Source organism: Candidatus Thermoplasmatota archaeon, assembly GCA_035540375.1.
Classification (GTDB): Archaea; Thermoplasmatota; SW-10-69-26; order JACQPN01; family JAJPHT01; genus DATLGO01.
This window is the reverse complement of sequence record DATLGO010000070.1, coordinates 1-16,413: the sequence shown is the minus strand read 5'-3', so window position 1 is coordinate 16,413 and position 16,413 is coordinate 1. Positions and strand designations below refer to the sequence as shown.

Here is a 16,413-nt window from a genome sequence, read left to right as displayed (position 1 = left end):
CGGCTCAGCCCAGGTTCATCATCACGCTCTTGCGGCGCGTGTAGAACTCGAGCGCGGAGAGCCCCTGCTCGCTGCCGAGGCCGCTCCGCTTCAGGCCGCCGAACGGCACCTGCGGGAACGTGACGGGGTACTCGTTCACGGCCACCTGGCCGCTCTCGAGGTCCGCCGCGACGCGGTGGGCGCGCGCGAGGTCCTTCGTCCAGACGCCCGCGTAGAGGCCGAAGTCGACGCCGTTTGCAAGGCGCAGCGCATCGGTTTCGTCCTTGAACTTCATGACGGCGAGGACGGGACCGAAGACCTCCTCGCGCGCAAGCGTCGAGGCCGGGGCCACGTCCGTGAAGATGGTGGGACCGTAGAACGCGCCCGCGGCGAGCGCGGGGTCCTCGGGCCGCTTCCCGCCGAGGACGAGCTTCGCGCCCTCCTTCTCGGCGACCGCGACGTAGCTTTCGACGCGCTCGCGGTGCTCCTTCGAGACGAGCGGGCCCATGCGCGTGTCCTTCTCGAGCGGGTTGCCGAGCTTCCACGTCTTCGCGAACGCGGCGAGCTTCTCGACGAACGCGTCGTGGATGCTCTCGTGGAGGAGCAGCCGGGATCCCGCCCAGCACATCTGGCCGGCGTTCAGGAAGATGCCGAACGCGGCGCCCTTGACGGCCTTGTCGAGGTCCGCGTCGGGGAAGACGATGTTCGGCGACTTGCCGCCGAGCTCGAGCGTCGTCGGCACGAGGTTGCGGGCGGTCTCAGCGAGGAGCTTCTGGCCCGTCTCGACGGACCCCGTGAGCACGACGCCGCGGACGCGGCCGTCCGCCGCGAGCGCGGCGCCCGCTTCGGAGCCGGAGCCCGTCACGACGTTGAACACGCCCTTCGGGAAGCCGGCCTTCTCGAAGATCTCCGCGAGGACGAGGAACGTGAGGGGCGTCTGCGACGCGGGCTTCGCGACGACGGTGTTCCCGGCGGCGAGCGCGGGCGCGACCGAGCGCACGCCGAGCTGGAAGGGGTAGTTCCACGGGATGATGTGGACCGTGGGGCCGAGCGGCTCGCGCAGCGTGTAGGCGAAGCGCGGACCCGACACGGGGATCACGCCGCCCTCGATCTTGTCCGCGAGGCCCGCGTAGTATTCGAGCGTCGCGATCGCGAACAGCACGTCGGCCTTCGCCTCGCGCAGAGGCTTGCCCTGGTTCGTCGACTCGAGGCGGGCGATCTCGTCCGCGCGCTCGCGCGCGATGAGGGCCGCGCGCTGGAGGAGGCGGCCGCGCTCCGAGGGATCCATGCGGCGCCAGGCCGGGTCGCGGAACGCGCGCTCGGCGGCGGCGACCGCGTTCGCGGCGTCGTCGCGCGTCGCCTTCGCGACGGCGGCGAGGACGCTCCCGTCGACGGGCGAGACGACCTCGTAGGTGCGGTTGCCGCTCGCGGGGACCCAGGCCCCGTCGATGTGCATCGGCTTCTCGTCGGGCATGGGCGGGCCATCCCGCTTCCCGACCTAAAAGGCTTGGTCTCGTTCGCGGCATGGACGCGGGTCCGCGATGCCCCCCGCGGACGCCGTCAACGTTTCAGCTTCGCCACGGCCGCCCGCGTCGCTTCCGACGCCCCGGTCGCCGCGTTCTCGGCGCGCTCGCGGTCGAGATGGGCCGCGAGCGCGTCCACGTCGCCGAGCAGCCGCTTCGAGGCGGCGAAGCCGCCCCCCGGCGCCGATGCGAGACGCTTCGCCTCCCCGATCGCCTCGGCAAGGAGCGCCGCGCGGGGCACGATCCGGTGCGCGAGGCCCGCCGCGAGCGCCTTTTCCGCATCGAGCGTCTCGCCGTGGAGGAGCAGTCGCTCCGCGACGGCGCCGCCCGCAAGACGCGGGAGGAGCCACGTCGATCCGCCGTCGGGGGCGACGCCGAGGGCCCCGTACGCGGCGACCCAGCGCGCCTCGGGCGCGGCGAGACGGAGGTCGCCCGCAAGCGCGAGGCCGAGGCCGCCGCCCGCGACGACGCCGGGCGCGGCGGTCACGACCGGCTTCGGCGCCCGCCGCATCGCGAGCACCGCCGCGTGGTGGTCCGCGGTGAGCGCGAGGAAGTGCGCGCGGAGGTCCGCCGCTTCGGCCATCTCTTTCACGTCGCCGCCCCCGCAGAAGGCTTCGCCCGCGCCCGTGAGGACGAGCGCGGGCGCGTCGTCCCGGCCGGAGGCGAAGGCTTCGAGCGACTCGCCCAGTGCGCGGATCGTCGCGCGGTCGAAGGCGTTCCGGCGCGCGGGACGATCGATCACGAGCACGCGGACGCCGTCCTGCGTCGAGACCCTGAGACCGCTCATCGGGATCCGGAGCGCGTCGTCGCGTTGAAGATGTTCCGACGCGGCGCGACCGGCAGCCCCTTGACCCCCGAGGGCATGGAGACCGCCGTGAAGGACACCCTCTTTCTCCTCAAGCCCGGCTTCCTCGACGGGTCGAGCCGGTTCTTCTGCGGCGAATGTGCGATGGTCGAGGGCATGCTCTCGTTCTATCCGCCGCTTCGCGAGAAGCTCGACGTCCGCTACGTCGGGTACGCGCGTCCGCGCTCCGACGTGATCGCGCTCGTCGGCGAGGAGAACCAGGGCGTCCCGCTCCTCGTCCTCGGCGACCGCGAGCGCATGAAGGGCGCGCCCCCGTCGATCGAGTGGGGCGAGGCCGACGGCCGGACGTTTATCCAGCACCCGTTCCAGATCTGCGAGTATCTCGCCGCGCGGTACGGCGCGGACCGTCCCCACTAACGGCGGACCTCGAAGGCCACGCTTTCCGAGTACGCGCCGCGGCCGCGCGTGTCGTGCACGGTCACCTCGATTCCGTAGAGGCCGGCCGGCGCGTCGAACGAGCGGGGGCACCGGCCTCCCTTGCACGCGTTCTCCGTGAGGGTTCCGTTCCACCGGACGGTCCCGACGTGCGTCGCGTTCGGAGGGAGCGGATCCCGGTACACGAAGTCCGCGGGGCAGGCGACGAGCTCCGGCGCGACGGCGTCGGCGCGGCCGAAGTAGCCGAGCCAGAACTTCCCGGACCTCCAGCCGCGCTCGAGCGTCGGGGCGAGGCCGCCCGCCTCGTCGCACGCCGCGCCGGCGCCGAGCTGCACGGGCTCGGCGCGGCAGTTGCGGTACGTGAGCTCGATCTCGACGAACCCCTCGACCGGAAGGCGGACGCTCGTCGGCGCGATGCGGAGCGGAACGCAGGGACCCTCGTCGAGGGGATATTCGCCGCCGAGCTGGACGAGGCAGCCGGGGAGCAGGAACGCCGCGGCGAGGACCGGGGCGAGCGCGGACTTCATCCCTCCGGGATCCGGTCGGCACGGGAAGAAGGCGCCGTTCTCGTCGGGCAGGTCCCCAACGCCGCTGCCCCGGGGGTGAGGCGGTCGCTTCAAGCGTGAAGCGCGCGATGCCCGACCGATGAACCGCCTCGCCTCCGAGAAGGCGCCGTACCTGCGCACCGCCGCGAACCAGCCCGTCCACTGGTGGCCGTGGGGCGACGAGGCGTTCGCGGAGGCGCAGCGCACGGGCAAACCCGTGCTCCTCGACATCGGGGCCGTCTGGTGCCACTGGTGCCACGTCATCGACCGCGAAAGCTACGAGAACGCGGCGACGGCGCGCCTCATCAACGAGCGTTTCGTCCCCGTGAAGGTCGACCGCGACGAGCGCCCGGACGTCGACGCGCGGTACCAGAAGGCGGTCGCGGCCCTCACGGGCCAGGGGGGTTGGCCGCTCACCGTCTTCCTCACGGCGGACGGCAAGCCGTTCTACGGGGGCACCTACTTCCCGCCCGTCGACATGCACGGCCGACCCGGCTTCCCGCGCGTCCTCGAATCCGTCGCGCGCTTCTACGCGGAGAACCGTGACGAGGCCGCCGCGCAAGCCGACCGAATCCTCGCGGCCCTCGCGCGGCGCGGCGGGGCGGGCGCGCCGGGCGAGATCGCGCCAGGCCTCATCGACGACGCCGTTCGCCACGTCGAAAGCGAGTTCGACGCCGTGAACGGAGGCTGGGGCCACGCGCCGAAGTTTCCGCACACGAGCGCGATCGACCTCGCGATCGCCCGATACCGCCGCACGGGATCGGCCGCGCTCGAGGACGTCGCTCGCACGACGCTCGACCGGATGCTCGACGGCGGCGTCTACGACCACCTGGCGGGGGGCTTCCACCGGTATTCGGTGGACGCGCGCTGGCACGTCCCGCATTTCGAGAAGATGCTGCACGACAACGCCGGGCTCCTCGCGAACCTCGCGCACGCGGCGCAGGTGTGGCCGGGCCGCGGCTACGACGCGAAGGCGCGCGACGTGGCGCGTTTCATGGAAACCGTCCTCTCCGATCGCGATCATGGCGGGTTCTACGGCTCGCAGGACGCGGACGTCGGCCACGAGGACGACGGCGACTTCTTCACCTGGACGCTCGACGAAGCCGCGGCCGTCCTCGATCCCGAGGAGATGAGGCTCGCGGCCCTCCACTTCGGGCTCGCCGAGCGCGGCCCGATGCACCACGACCCGCGGCGCAACGTCCTCCACGTCGCCGCGAAGGCATCCGACCTCGCCCACGCGCTTGGCCGACCCGTCGCCGAGGTGGAGCGGGTCCTCGCCGAGGTCCGCCGCAAGATGCTTGCGGCCCGACTCGAACGGCCCGCGCCGTACGTCGACCGGACGCTCTACACGAATTGGAACGGCATGGCCGTCTCCGCGTTCCTCGCGCTCGCGGGGGCGACGGGCGAAGCGCGCTACCGCGACTTCGCGCGCCTCACGCTCGACCGGTTCCTCGACGAGGCCTGGTCGCGCGAGCGCGGATTCGCCCACGGCCTCGCGGACGACGGAACCCCGCTTTCGGGCGGCCTCCTCGACGACCAGGCCCAGATGCTTCCCGCCCTCCTCGACGCGCACGACCACACCGGGAACCGCCGCTACCTCGACGCCGCCGTTGCCGTCGCGGACCTTCTCGAGCGCGCCTTCGCCGCCCCGGGCGGCGGGTTGCGCGACCACGCGCCCGACCTCGCGGGCCCGGGCTCGCGCGTTCTCGAGACGCAGGTGGAGCGGCCCATCCAGGACAACCCGACGCCGAGCGCGAACGCGACGGCCGCCCGCGCCCTCGTCCGACTCGCGGCCGCGACGGGCGACGCGCGGCATCGCGACCACGCGCGACGCATCCTCGAGGCCTTCGCGGCCGAGGCGCCGCGCTACGGCCTCTTCGCCGCCGCGTGGTTCCTCGCGGCCGACGCGCTTCTCTCCCCGCCCCCGCAGGTGCTCGTCGTCGCGCGCGGCGAGGCGGCGGACGCGATGCGCGCGGCCGCCCTGCGCGCCTACGCGCCCGGACGGGTCGTCCGCGTCATCGGGGATGCGGCCGAACCCGGCGTCCCGGAGGAGGCGCGCGCGCTCGCGGCGCGCGCGGCGGGCCCCACGGCCCTCGTGTGCCTCGGCGAGCGCTGCCTCGCGCCCGCGGATTCGCCCGCGGCGCTCGAGACCCGCCTCGCCGAAGCCGGGAAAACTTGAAATGGGGTTCGCGCCATCCGCGTTCAACCCGGTTCTAAGACCAGGTTGACCAGATAGCCGGTGATCTCCATGCGAAACCCGCTCTTCGTCATCGCCCTCCTGACCGCAAGCGCCCTTGCGGGCTGCGTCCTGCCTGAACCCGCCGGCCCCCGCGACGAGACGCCCGCGGGCGCCTACCGCGCGATGGGCTTCAACGGCACGCACTGGCCCGACCTCGAGGGCGCGAGGGTCACGATCCTCTCCTACGACGCCTTCCGGTCGAGCTTCAACAAGCTCGCCGCCCAGTTCACGAACCTCACGAACGGCACGGCCGTCCTCATCACGGAGGAGGACACGGGCCGCGTGCTCCAGCGCGCGACGCTCGAGCGCGGCGCGCCGAGCTTCGACGTCATCTACGGCATCGACAACGTCCTCCTCGGCCGCGCGACGCGGGACGGCGTCTTCCGCGCCTACGAGCCCACGCTCGCCTCGCGCATCGACCCCGCCTTCGCGCTCGGCCCGAAGTGGCCCGCGACCCCCGTTTCGCACGGCTACATCGCGGTGAACGTGGACCCGCGCGCGAACCTCACGATCGAGACGCTCGACGACGTGCGCGCGCACGCCGACCGGTTCGTGACCGAGGACCCGCGCACCTCGACGCCGGGCCTCGGCTTTCTCATCGCGACCGTCGGCGTCTACGGCGAGGACGACGACGACGATTACCTCGACTATTGGAAAGATCTCTTCGACGGGGGCGTCCTCGTGACCTCGAGCTGGACCGACGCGTACGTGAACCACTTCACGGGAGGCTACGGACAGTGGGAGACGGGCGCGCGCGTCGACCGCCCGATCGTGACGAGCTACACGACGAGCCCGGCCTACGAGATGTACTACGGCTACGATACGCTGAACGCGAACGTCCTCGCGCCGAACGCCACCTTCCACCAGATCCAGACCATGGGCGTCGCGAACGGCACGAAGAACCTCGCCGCGGCCGAGGCGTGGATCGAATTCACCCTCACCGACGCGTTCCAGGCGACGCTCGCGGAGCAGGAGGCCATCTACCCGGTCGCGCGCAGCGTTTCCGTGGAGAGCGTCTTCGCGGGCCGTGACCCCGCGCCGGGCACGTTCCAGCCCGCGCCCTTCGACGTCGCGACGCTCGACGCGAAGGTGGAAGGCTGGGTCCGCGCGTGGACGGACCTCTACGAGCGCCACAGGGCGTCGGCATGAGACGCCGCGCGTGGCCGCTCCTTGCGGCCCCGCTCGCGGTCCTCGCAGCGTTCTTCGCGCTTCCGCTCGCCGCCGTCCTCGCGCGGGCGGCGGGCGATGCGTCCGCGTGGGCGTGGATCGCGACCTCCCCGTTCGTCTCGAGCCGGCTCGCCCTCGCCTTCGGGCAAGCCCTCGCATCCGTCGCGCTGACGCTCGCCGTCGCGGTCCCGCTCGCGTGGCTCCACCACGCGCGCCGCGTCCCGTTCTCGCGCCTTCAGCTCGCGGTCCATGCCGCCCCCTTCGTTCTTCCCGTGTTCGTCGTCGTCTTCGGGCTCCAGGCGCTCCTCGGCGACCACCTGCGCGTGTTCGGACCGCTCGGGGCGGTGGTGCTCGCGCACGCGTACTACAACTATGGATTCGCCGCGCGCCTCCTCCACGCCGCGCTCGAGCGCCGCCCGCGCCGCCTCGAGGACGCCGCGCGCGTCCTCGGCGCGCCTCCCCTCGCGGCCGGCCTCCGCACGACGCTCCCGCTCCTTGCGCCCGCGGCGGGCGCCGTGGCCCTCCTCGTCTTTCTCTTCTCGTTCACGAGCTTCGGCGTCGTCCTCTTCCTCGGGGACGGTCGCGTCTCGACCCTCGACACGCTCATCTACGAAAACCTCGCGGGCTCGTTCCCGACCACCGGCCGCGCGGCGGCGCTCGGCGCGCTCCAGCTCGGCCTCAACCTCGTTCTCCTGCTCGTCTACGTCGCGCTTGCGCGCCGCGCCGCGCGCACGCCCCGCGAGGCGCCGCGGCCGGCGCCCCGCGCGGGATTCGCCGCGATGACCCTCTCGATTGCGGCGCTCGGGGTGGCGCTTGCGCCCCCCGCGGCCGTGCTCGTCGGCGCCTTCCGCGTCCGCGGCGCGTGGACCCTCGAGGCCTGGCGCGCGCTCGCGGACCGCGCCCACCCGTCCCACCTCGGCGGCTTCGACCTCGGCCTCGCGCTGGGGCTCTCCATCGGCTACGCGCTCGCGACGGCCTTCCTGGCCCTCGCCCTCGCGGCGCTCCTCGCCTACGGCCTGGCGCGCTCGCGCGGCGCGACACGCGCCCTCGTCGAGGCCGCGGCGACGCTGCCCCTCGGAACCTCGAGCGTGCTCCTCGGCCTCGGCTACGCGCTCGCCTTCGGCGTCGGCGGGACGCCCGATCTCCGCGGCACGTACGCTGTCGTGCTCCTCGCGCACACGCTCGTCGCGTTCCCGTTCGCGGCGCGCGCGCTCGTCCCTGCCCTCGACGCGCACGACCGCCGGCTCGACGACGCGGCGGCCGTCCTCGGCGCGAAGCCCTCGGAGGTCGCGCGCCGCATCCACCTGCCGCTCCTCAGGGCGCCGCTCGCCGTCGCGGGCGGTCTCGCCGCGGCGTTCTCGCTCGGCGATTTCGGCGCGAGCCTCATCCTCATGAGGCCGGACACCATGTCGCTCAGCGTGTGGATCGCGCGCCACGGCGGCCTCGGAAGCTTCGATCCGATTTTGCGCGCGCAATCGATGGCGCTCACCGCGGTCCTGATGCTCCTCACGATCGCCGCGTTCCTCGTCGCCGAACGCTTCCGCGCGGAGGGCGACGCGTGACGCTCGCGGTCCGCGACCTCGCGTTCGCGCACCCGGGCGCCCCTCGGCTCCTCGACGGCGTCGCGTTCGAGGTGCCGCGCGGACGCAGCGCTTTCGTGCTCGGGGCGAGCGGCGCGGGCAAGACGACCCTCCTGCGCTGCATCGCGGGTCTCGAGACCGGATATACAGGCAGCGTCCTGTGGGACGGCGCGCCGCTCGACGCCGTTCCGGCGCACGCGCGCCGGATCGGCTTCCTGTTCCAGGAGCCCGCGCTCTTCCCGCACCTCGACGTGGAACGCAACGTCCGCTTCGGCATGCGCTACCGCGGCCTTGCGCGCCGGGACGAGCCGGAGGAGGCGCGGCGCCTCCTTGCGCTCGTCGGGCTCGAGGACAAGGGTCGCCGCGGCGTCGACGCGCTCTCGGGCGGCGAGCGCCAGCGCGTCGCCCTCGCCCGCGCCCTCGCGGCCGCGCCGCGCGCGGTGCTGCTCGACGAGCCGCTGAGCGCGCTCGACCGCGACCTGCGCGTCTCGCTCGGCGAGCGCGTGAAGAAGCTTCTCGCGCGCGAAGGCGTCGCCGCGATCTGGGTCACGCACGACGCCGACGAGGCGAAGCGCCTCGCGGACGCGACGTGGCGGCTCGAGGCGGGACGCCTCGCGTGATCACTTCGCGGGCGGCCGGAGGTCCTCGATCGCGGGCGAGGCGCCCTGGTAGACGCGCACCGCGAGGTCGTAGCGTCCGCGGTGCTCCGCCGCCGGCACGGGGACCGGCGTGCCCGCGACCGTCTCCGGCGCGTGCGTGATCTTCAACCGGACGACGGGGTCGCCCCCCGCGAGCGCGGCGACGAGGAGCACGAGCTCGTTCGCGCCCGAGGCCGTCTCGCCCGACGCGAGGACGGCGCCGTCGGGGCCGAGCACCTCGACCGCGGCCGAGAGCCGCTCGCCGAGCGCGAGCCGGAGCGCGAGCGCGCGGCCGTCGGGGCCCGAGGGCACGGTGTGGTTCGCCCATTTCGCGGAGGGGCCGGTGACGAGTTGCCACACGGGTTCGCCCTTGTAGTCGTGCCGCGCGTCGACGTGGAGCGTCGATTGCGCCGTCGCGGTCGCGCCGTCGTCGTCCGTGACCGTGAGACGCACCACCCGAACGCCGGGCTGGGGGAACGTGACGCCCTCGACGCGCGGGCGATCCGAGCTCAGGACCACCGTGTCCCCCTCGAGGACCCGCCAGTCGTACCGGGCGATCGTCCCGTCGCGGTCGCCCGACCCCGTGGCATCGAGCGCGAACAGGTCGCGCGGGAGCCCGCGCGGGCCCGCGGGCCCCTCGACCGCGATCGCGGCGACGGGCGGCCGGTTCCCCGGGGACCCGGTGGGGGTCGTCCCGGGAGGCGGGTAGCGGCTGCGCTCCTCGTCGGGGATCTCGGCGAGAGGCTTCGTGTCGGCGACCTCCGCGAGGCGCGCGATGCAGCCCGCCGTCGCGGGCGCGAGGAGCGCGAGCGCGAGGGCGAGCGCGAGGGGGACCCGACGCATCGGGCGGCCATGGCAAGGGCGGGTCAAGGCCTTTGCGGGGGCGACGTCGCGCTAAGGCCCCTCGCGAGCGACGTCCTGCGCGTCCTGCAAAGCCGCATAGACAGCCCGGAAGGTCCCCATCATCGAGCCGTCGTCTTCCGGGAAGATGTCCGCGAAGGACTTCGACGGGATCACCGTGGCGATCCAGTTTTCGCCGCCGTCGGGGGCGATGTCCAGGCTCACGACCGCGGTCGGGGACTCGCAGGCGTCCACGCTGTCGCAACCCAGAAGGGCGGAGAGGACGCCGAAGAAGACGATCTCGCCCCGGACGGCCTCCTTGAGGCGGATCCCGACCGCATCCGTCACGCCATCGTGGAAGCCTGTCGCGTTGAGGAACGTGAACCGGCCCGAGTCCTCGATCCGGACCGCGAGGTAACCGCGCGAGAATCCGTCGAGGGCGGGCTCGACGGAGGCGGCGAGCATGACGAGGAGGACGGGGCGACCGTCCTCCTCGAGGAGCGCGAGAATCCCGGTCGGACGCGCGGCGTGCGTTCGGTGGACGAAGAGGACGTCCTCGACGCCTCGCCGGTCGAGGTCGACCACGCGCACCGTCGCCCCCGTGATGCCCTGCTCCGACCGTTCGAGCCGCGCATGGACGATGTCGATCGAGTCGACCGGCGTGAGGATGACGTTGCGGTAGATCCCGATGTCGCGCGCGGGATCCATCACCTCGTCCACCGGCTTGTAGCCGGCTGCGAGGACGGTCGGCAGGGCGAGGACGAGCGCGAGGACGAGGGCCCGGTGCATGGACCCCGAGCGACCCCGTCTGTTTTGATCCTTTCCGGGATCGGTCGCGCCTCACCCCGATCGGGAGCGGTCGAGGAGGATCTTGCGCTCCGTCCGGGCGATCATCTCCCGCACCCGCGGGAGAGCGTCGATGTTCGCGGAAACGGACGTGATGCCCCACCCGATGAGCTTCTCGACGAATTTCGGGTTCGATCCCGCCTGCCCGCAGATCGAGGTCTGCACGCCGCGCTTCCGGGCCGCCTCGATGGTCATCTGGATGAGCTTGCCGATCGCGGGATGGAACTCGCTGTAGAGCTTCGCGACGTTCTCGTTGTTGCGGTCCACGGCGAGCGTGTACTGGGTGAGGTCGTTCGTGCCGAAGCTCACGAAGTCGAGACCTTCGTCGAGGAGATCGTCGATGATGAGGGCCGCGGCCGGGATCTCGATCATGATCCCGAATTCGCAGTCGCGGTGCGGCTCGAGGCCCACCTCGCGCATGAGCCTCTTTGCGTCCCGGATCTCCTCGGGACGGCCCACGAGCGGGAGCATGACGCCGATGTTCGTGAACCCCTCGTCGATGAGCTTCTTGATCGCCTTGAATTCGGCCTTCACGAGGTCGGGCTGGTCGATCGAGCGCCGGATGCCGCGCCAGCCGAGCATGGGGTTGTGCTCGTGCGGCTCGTCGCCGCCGCCCTCCATCGCGCGGAACTCGTCCGTCGGCGCGTCGAGCGTGCGGACCCAGACGGTGCGCGGGAACATCGGCTCCGCGACCACCTTGATGCTCTCGACGAGGTACTTGACGTACTCGTCCTCGCGTCCGCCGCGGATGAGCGAGAGCGGGTGCTTGCCGAGACCGAGCACGATGTGCTCGACCCTCAGGAGACCCACGCCGTCGGGATCCGTCTTCATCGCGCGCTCGATGGCCTCGGGCATGCTGATGTTGACCTTCACCTGGGTCGCCGTGAGGGGCTTCGCGGCGGCCGCGACGGCGGGACCCGCGGCGGGCTGCGAGGCGGCCTTCGCGGCGGCCTTCGTCGCGCCCTCGAACACCTGGCCCTTGTCGCCGTCGACGGTGATCACGTGGCCGGCCTTGAGCGTCTTCGTCGCCGTCTTGGTGCCGACGACGGCGGGGACGCCGAGCTCGCGGGAGACGATGGCCGCGTGGCATGTCATGCCGCCCTCGTCCGTGACGATGGCCGCGGCGCGACGCATCGCGGGCACCATGTCGGGCGTCGTCATGGCCGTCACGAGGATGTCCCCCTGGCCGCACTGATCGAGATCGTCGGTGGAATCGACGCGCGCCACCTTGCCGGAGGCGATGCCGGGCGAGGCGCCGAGGCCCGCAAGAAGGACCGCGGTCGCGCTTTTCGCGTCGCCGCCCGCCGCGGGCTTCGCGCCCTTCGCGTCCTTGCCCTTGATCGTCGTGATCGGCCTCGCCTGGAGCACGTAGAGGTTGCCGTCCTTGCCGAAGGCCCACTCGACGTCCTGCGGCGAGCCGTAGTGCTGCTCGACGGTGCGCGCGAGGCCCGCGAGCTGCTTGAGCTCGGCGTCGGAAAGCACGCGCGCCTCGCGCTTGTCCTTCGGGACCGCCTCGACGACCGTGCGGTCGTCCTTGCCGCGGACGTGCTGCGACTCCTTGACCGCGACGTGCACCGTCGAGGCCTTGCCGTCGGGCGCGAGGACGTAGTGGTCGGGGCTCACGGAGCCCGACACGACGCCTTCGCCGAGGCCCCACGCGGCCTCGACGATGATCTGGTGCTCGCCGGTGGTCGGGTGGCGCGTGAACATGACGCCGGCCTTCGCGGCGTCGGCCATCTTCTGCACGACGACCGCGATCGCGACCTTCTCGTGGACGAAGTCGTGCTTCGTGCGGTAGAACGTGGCGCGCGGCGTGTAGAGCGAGGCCCAGCAGCGGCGGACGTGCTCGACAAGGCTCTCCTCGCCGCGGATGTTGAGGTAGGTGTCCTGCTGGCCGGCGAACGAGGCTTCGGGAAGGTCCTCCGCGGTCGCCGAGGAGCGGACGGCGACGAGGGGACGCTCCTCCTTCTCGGCCTTGGCGAGCGAGCGGTACGCGTCCGCGATCTCCCGCGCGAGCTTCTCGGGCATCTTCGTCTCGAGGACGAGCTTGCGGACCTGGTCCGAGGCGGCCTGCAACGACTTGTTGTCGTCCACGTTGAGCGCGGCGAGGATGGGGAAGATTTTCTGACCGAGCCCCGTCTCCTCGAGGAAGCGCCGGAAGGCCGGCGCGGTCACCACGAAGGCGGGCGGCACCGGCAGGCCGATCTGGATCATCTCGCCCAGGTTCGCGCCCTTGCCGCCCACGAGCTCGAGGTCGTCTCGTCCGATCGTCGTCGCCCACACCACGTTCTGCTTCGTCATCGTCATCGCTCCTTGCGCGCGCCGGCCGGGGCCCTGAGGGACTCCACCGCCGCCTTGCGCTTCTCTTCGTAGGACTCGGTCGCCCGCGCGATGATCTCGCCCGCCGTCTCGGGGTCGAGCCTCAGCGCGAGGCCGAGCGCGTCCATCTCCGCTTCCGCGGCGCCGGGGGCCGCCCGCGGAGCGTTGCGCATCTCGAGCGAGGCGAGATGCTCGCGCACGCCGCGGGCGAGCGTCATCACGCGCGTGAAGCGCTGGATGAACCCGACCGAGGGCGCGACATGCCCGCTCTCGATGCGCGACAGGCTCTCGCGCCTCAGCCCGAGGCGCTCGGCGAGCCACTCCTGCTTGAAGCCGTACCGGTCGCGCAGGTTCCGGACCTCGAGGCCGGGCTGGTCGGCCAGGACAAGCCGGCCGGCGAGGTCGGTCTGGAACTCGGCGAGACGCGTCGGCAGCAACGTGACGTTCGAAGTCACACGCTGGTAAAAGCTTACCGGCAAGGGCCCGAACCCTTTGTGATCCACCACGTCACACGGAACCGTCATGGGGAGAGGCCTACGGCTGCAGGTCGAAACAACGGAGGCCCGGGCCGGAGCCCGGGCCGAGAAAGGATGCGGCCTAAGCGGCCGCGAGGGGCCTACTTCTTGGCCGGCTTCTTGTCGCCGCCCGCGGCGGGCTTCGCCTCGGGCTTCGCGCCCGCCTTGGCGTCGGGCTTGGCGCCCTTCGCGTCGGGCTTCGCGCCCTCGGCGGGGGCCGCGCCCTCGGCGGCGGGGGCCTCCTCCTTCTTCTCCTTCGGGGGCGGGGCGATGGCCTTCGCGGCCTTGATCTTGCCCTCGAGGAACAGGCGGACCTGGTCCTCGCCCTTCTCGAGCTGGAGGTGGGTCGGCGTGGGGAGCTTCATGTTGGCCTTGCGGAAGGCTTCCTTCACGGCGGGCCAGTGCTCGGGGCGCACGCGCGCCGTCATGAGCTCCTGGCCGCGCTGGAGGCGCGCCGCGACGCCGACGGCCTTGCCGAACGAGCGGCGCATGCCCTGCGACACACGGTCGGCGCCGGCGCCCGAGGCCTGCTTGTTCTCGCGGAGGACCTCGTGCGGGTAGACGCGGAGCTTGAGGTGGTAGCCCGTCGCGCCGCAATACTTCATGAGGACCCGGTTCGCGGCGACACGGGCGCTCTCGAGCGCGTTGTGGGTGATCGCGACGCGCTCGTCCACGACGAGGGACGCCACGATGGGGAAGTTCGTCGTCTTGTCGCCCAGGTCAAACTGGGAGATGCGCGAGCCCGGGACGCCGCCCATGTACTTGCGGCGCGTGTAGGATTGGCTCTTGATGCGCTTGTAAAGGCGTCCGGGCCTGGTCTTTGCCATGGAAACCACCCTGGAGGGGGATACCCCGCGGTCGGGGCTGACGCTGCAGGGCGCTTCCGGTTAATAACGCTTCGCCGCCCGGTCGCGCGGTTTTCCGCGGAATTCAGGCGAAGCCCGCCGGCCCGCCCGCCGGCGTCTCCGGGAGGCCCGCCGGCGGGGCCGCCGGGGCCTCGACGCCGAGGCCGCGGGCCCCGACGAGGCCCTCGAGGGCGGGCTGGGGGAAGTAGCGGACGCTTGCGCCCTCGCGGGCCTTGCGGACGAGGCCCGCCTCCTCGAGTCGCGCGAGGTGCTTGTGCGCGAGGCTCGGACCCATCCCGAGGCCCTCGCACACCTCCTTCTGGGCGGATCCGGGGCGCTCGAGGACGTAGCGCGCGAGGCGGCCCGCGGTCGCCGTGCGGAGGACGGAGACCGCGAGCCGGTCGCCCGCGGCCACGTCGCCCACCGCAAAGAAGCGGCGGAAGGTGAGGTGCTTCTCGCTCGTCACGAACTTGCCGCCTTCGAGACGGTCGAGGTGGTAGACGGCCGTGCCCCATCCGATGCCGCACGTCGTCGTGATCTCCTTGATCGTGATGCCGGGCTTCGCCTTGATCGCCGCGAGGACGCGCTCGCGCACCGCGTTGTCGAGGAGCGCCGAAGGCGCGATGCGCGAATAGAGGCCGACGAACGCGAAACGCGCGAAGCCCCCGTTCCACGCGAGCAGCCCGAGGAGCGCGGCGCCCGCGGAGGCGGGGGCCGCGGCCTCGAGGGCGGGCATCACCGCTTCGGTGAGCGCTTCGCCGCGATCCTCGGACGAAGACGCGCGCGGAGCCATCGCCTCGCCGCGATGCATCGGGCCGAAACCGGCCGTCGCAAGCGACGTCGGAACGAGACGCGTCGCGTCCGGCACGGGCTCGCCCGCGAGGGCGACGGGCACCACGAGGTCGCCGAGCGCCACGCGCGTCTCGAGGTCGAGGGACGCGGCCGTGGCGGCGGGCAGGACGGCGAGGGCCGAGAAGGCGAGAATGAGGACGGGGACGGTTCGCATGGGGGCTCGACGCTCCGTGGCCCGCGGTTCTCGCGGGTCCGGCGCATCCCGTTTGTGGATGCCGGTGTGAAATCCCCTCGCGGAGGGCCCCCCGGCCCCTGGGGCCGCGGCCCCCGGGGACCCGCTAGGCGGTCGGCGCGAGGAGCCAGCGCGCGAACCCGTCGCCGCCGGCGCTCTCGTGGTGCAGGTGGAACCCGACCACGCCGCCGGCGCATCCCTGGAGATGGACGTCGTGGACGAGGCTCTCGCCCGCCCCCGGCCAGGACAGGGGGAGGCCGGGACCCTCCCGGTACCCATCCGGGCCGGATCCGCAAAGGGCCCGCGCCACGAGCCGCTCGGCCCCCTCCGAGCGGGCCTCGATCGTGAGGTTCAGGCGCCACAGATTCCCCTCGGGCTGAAGCGCGTTCAGCGTCGCCACGAGGCCCGAGGGACCGAGGTCGATCGCGGCGCCGGGCCGGGGTCGCGCCTGGAGCGCGACCTCGAGGGTCGCGCGGCGCTCGCCCACCGTGAGCTCGAAGGCGTGGGGACCGGGCGCGCCGGGGACGAACGCGTAGCGGTACGCGCGCGTGTGCGCGCCCGGGGCGAGCGTGACGTTCACGACGTCGACGATTTCGCCCGCGAAGCGGAGGGTCGCGAACCGCGTCGCCATCGTGTCGCCGCGGTTCTCCACCACGAACTGCACGTGCACGCGCTCGTCCTCGTATCCCCCGCCTTCGGGCGCGGCGCTGAAGTTCGCGATCTCGAAACGGGCGCCCGCAAACCAATCGTCCGGGCGCGCGTCGGGAAGGGCCGGGCCGCCGCCGATGGAGGCGATGCACCCTGCCGCGAGGGCCGCCGCGACGACGAGCCCCGCAAGGAGCCACGCGTGGACCTTCATCGCGGGCGCGCGATGCGCGCGGACGGATAAGCGTCATCGTCCACGGCTCGAACGATCGCGCCTTTCACACCGGCATCCAAGCTGGTTATCACCCCCGCCGCCGAGGTTGGTCCGGTGACGCACATGGTTGCGAACAACACGATCCACGGCCTGAAGTCGAACGCCCGCCGGTTCCTCCGGCCTTTCACCGCGCTCGCGGTGCTGCTCGTCGGCATGCTCGCCCTCGCGGGCGCCGCGAGCGCCCAGTCCAGCAT

The 16,413-nt window shown here is 72.6% G+C and carries 15 protein-coding genes; 5 read left to right on the top strand and 10 right to left on the bottom strand.

The annotated features are described in order from the left end of the window. Nucleotides 1-4 precede the first annotated feature (4 nt). Together VM889_08395 and VM889_08390 are read right to left on the bottom strand one after the other, a co-directional pair. The gene (locus VM889_08395) at nt 5-1,453 is read right to left on the bottom strand and encodes an aldehyde dehydrogenase family protein (protein ID HVL48560.1); all 1,449 of its coding nucleotides are present in this window, start codon (nt 1,451-1,453) and stop codon (nt 5-7) included. 86 nt (nt 1,454-1,539) lie between these two features. After that, nucleotides 1,540-2,289 carry an enoyl-CoA hydratase/isomerase family protein gene (locus VM889_08390; protein HVL48559.1) on the bottom strand — a complete coding sequence of 250 codons (750 nt, stop codon included), beginning with the start codon at nt 2,287-2,289 and terminating at the stop codon, nt 1,540-1,542. 30 nt (nt 2,290-2,319) lie between these two features. Here VM889_08390 and VM889_08385 point away from each other — a divergent pair, with 30 nt between their 5' ends. Next, a complete protein-coding gene (locus tag VM889_08385) occupies nt 2,320-2,724 on the top strand; it encodes a DUF3088 domain-containing protein (protein HVL48558.1) in 405 nt (134 codons plus the stop codon). On the opposite strand, the gene VM889_08380 is transcribed toward VM889_08385, so the two are convergent. Next, on the bottom strand, nt 2,721-3,269 hold the full coding sequence (locus VM889_08380; GenBank protein HVL48557.1) for a hypothetical protein: 549 nt from the start codon (nt 3,267-3,269) through the stop codon (nt 2,721-2,723). The genes VM889_08385 and VM889_08380 overlap by 4 nt on opposite strands. A gap of 118 nt (nt 3,270-3,387) precedes the next feature. Here VM889_08380 and VM889_08375 point away from each other — a divergent pair, with 118 nt between their 5' ends. From VM889_08375 to VM889_08360, 4 genes are all read left to right on the top strand, one after another. After that, a complete protein-coding gene (locus VM889_08375; protein ID HVL48556.1) occupies nt 3,388-5,466 on the top strand; it encodes a thioredoxin domain-containing protein in 2,079 nt (692 codons plus the stop codon). A gap of 69 nt (nt 5,467-5,535) precedes the next feature. Then, nucleotides 5,536-6,675: a thiamine ABC transporter substrate-binding protein gene (locus VM889_08370; protein HVL48555.1), complete on the top strand. Its 1,140-nt coding sequence runs from the start codon at nt 5,536-5,538 to the stop codon at nt 6,673-6,675. Then, nucleotides 6,672-8,255 carry an ABC transporter permease subunit gene (locus VM889_08365; protein ID HVL48554.1) on the top strand — a complete coding sequence of 528 codons (1,584 nt, stop codon included), beginning with the start codon at nt 6,672-6,674 and terminating at the stop codon, nt 8,253-8,255. The genes VM889_08370 and VM889_08365 overlap by 4 nt, the downstream gene beginning before the upstream one ends. Further along, a complete protein-coding gene (locus VM889_08360) occupies nt 8,252-8,893 on the top strand; it encodes an ATP-binding cassette domain-containing protein (GenBank protein HVL48553.1) in 642 nt (213 codons plus the stop codon). The genes VM889_08365 and VM889_08360 overlap by 4 nt, the downstream gene beginning before the upstream one ends. Here VM889_08360 and VM889_08355 read toward each other — a convergent pair whose 3' ends face one another. From VM889_08355 to VM889_08325, 7 genes are all read right to left on the bottom strand, one after another. Further along, nucleotides 8,894-9,754: a PKD domain-containing protein gene (locus VM889_08355; protein HVL48552.1), complete on the bottom strand. Its 861-nt coding sequence runs from the start codon at nt 9,752-9,754 to the stop codon at nt 8,894-8,896. It lies immediately after the preceding gene. A gap of 51 nt (nt 9,755-9,805) precedes the next feature. After that, nucleotides 9,806-10,540: a hypothetical protein gene (locus VM889_08350; protein HVL48551.1), complete on the bottom strand. Its 735-nt coding sequence runs from the start codon at nt 10,538-10,540 to the stop codon at nt 9,806-9,808. 51 nt (nt 10,541-10,591) lie between these two features. After that, the gene (gene ppsA / locus VM889_08345; GenBank protein ID HVL48550.1) at nt 10,592-12,904 is read right to left on the bottom strand and encodes a phosphoenolpyruvate synthase; all 2,313 of its coding nucleotides are present in this window, start codon (nt 12,902-12,904) and stop codon (nt 10,592-10,594) included. Further along, nucleotides 12,901-13,353 (bottom strand): helix-turn-helix transcriptional regulator, encoded by a 453-nt coding sequence (locus VM889_08340; protein ID HVL48549.1) that lies wholly within the window; start codon nt 13,351-13,353, stop codon nt 12,901-12,903. Before VM889_08340 ends, ppsA begins: the two co-directional genes overlap by 4 nt. A gap of 179 nt (nt 13,354-13,532) precedes the next feature. Continuing rightward, complete coding sequence (locus VM889_08335; protein HVL48548.1) at nt 13,533-14,258, bottom strand: 50S ribosomal protein L16; 726 nt, start codon at nt 14,256-14,258, stop codon at nt 13,533-13,535. Between the two features lie 103 nt (nt 14,259-14,361). Next, a complete protein-coding gene (locus tag VM889_08330) occupies nt 14,362-15,282 on the bottom strand; it encodes a winged helix-turn-helix transcriptional regulator (GenBank protein ID HVL48547.1) in 921 nt (306 codons plus the stop codon). 124 nt (nt 15,283-15,406) lie between these two features. Beyond that, the gene (locus tag VM889_08325) at nt 15,407-16,159 is read right to left on the bottom strand and encodes a hypothetical protein (protein HVL48546.1); all 753 of its coding nucleotides are present in this window, start codon (nt 16,157-16,159) and stop codon (nt 15,407-15,409) included. Nucleotides 16,160-16,413 lie beyond the last annotated feature (254 nt).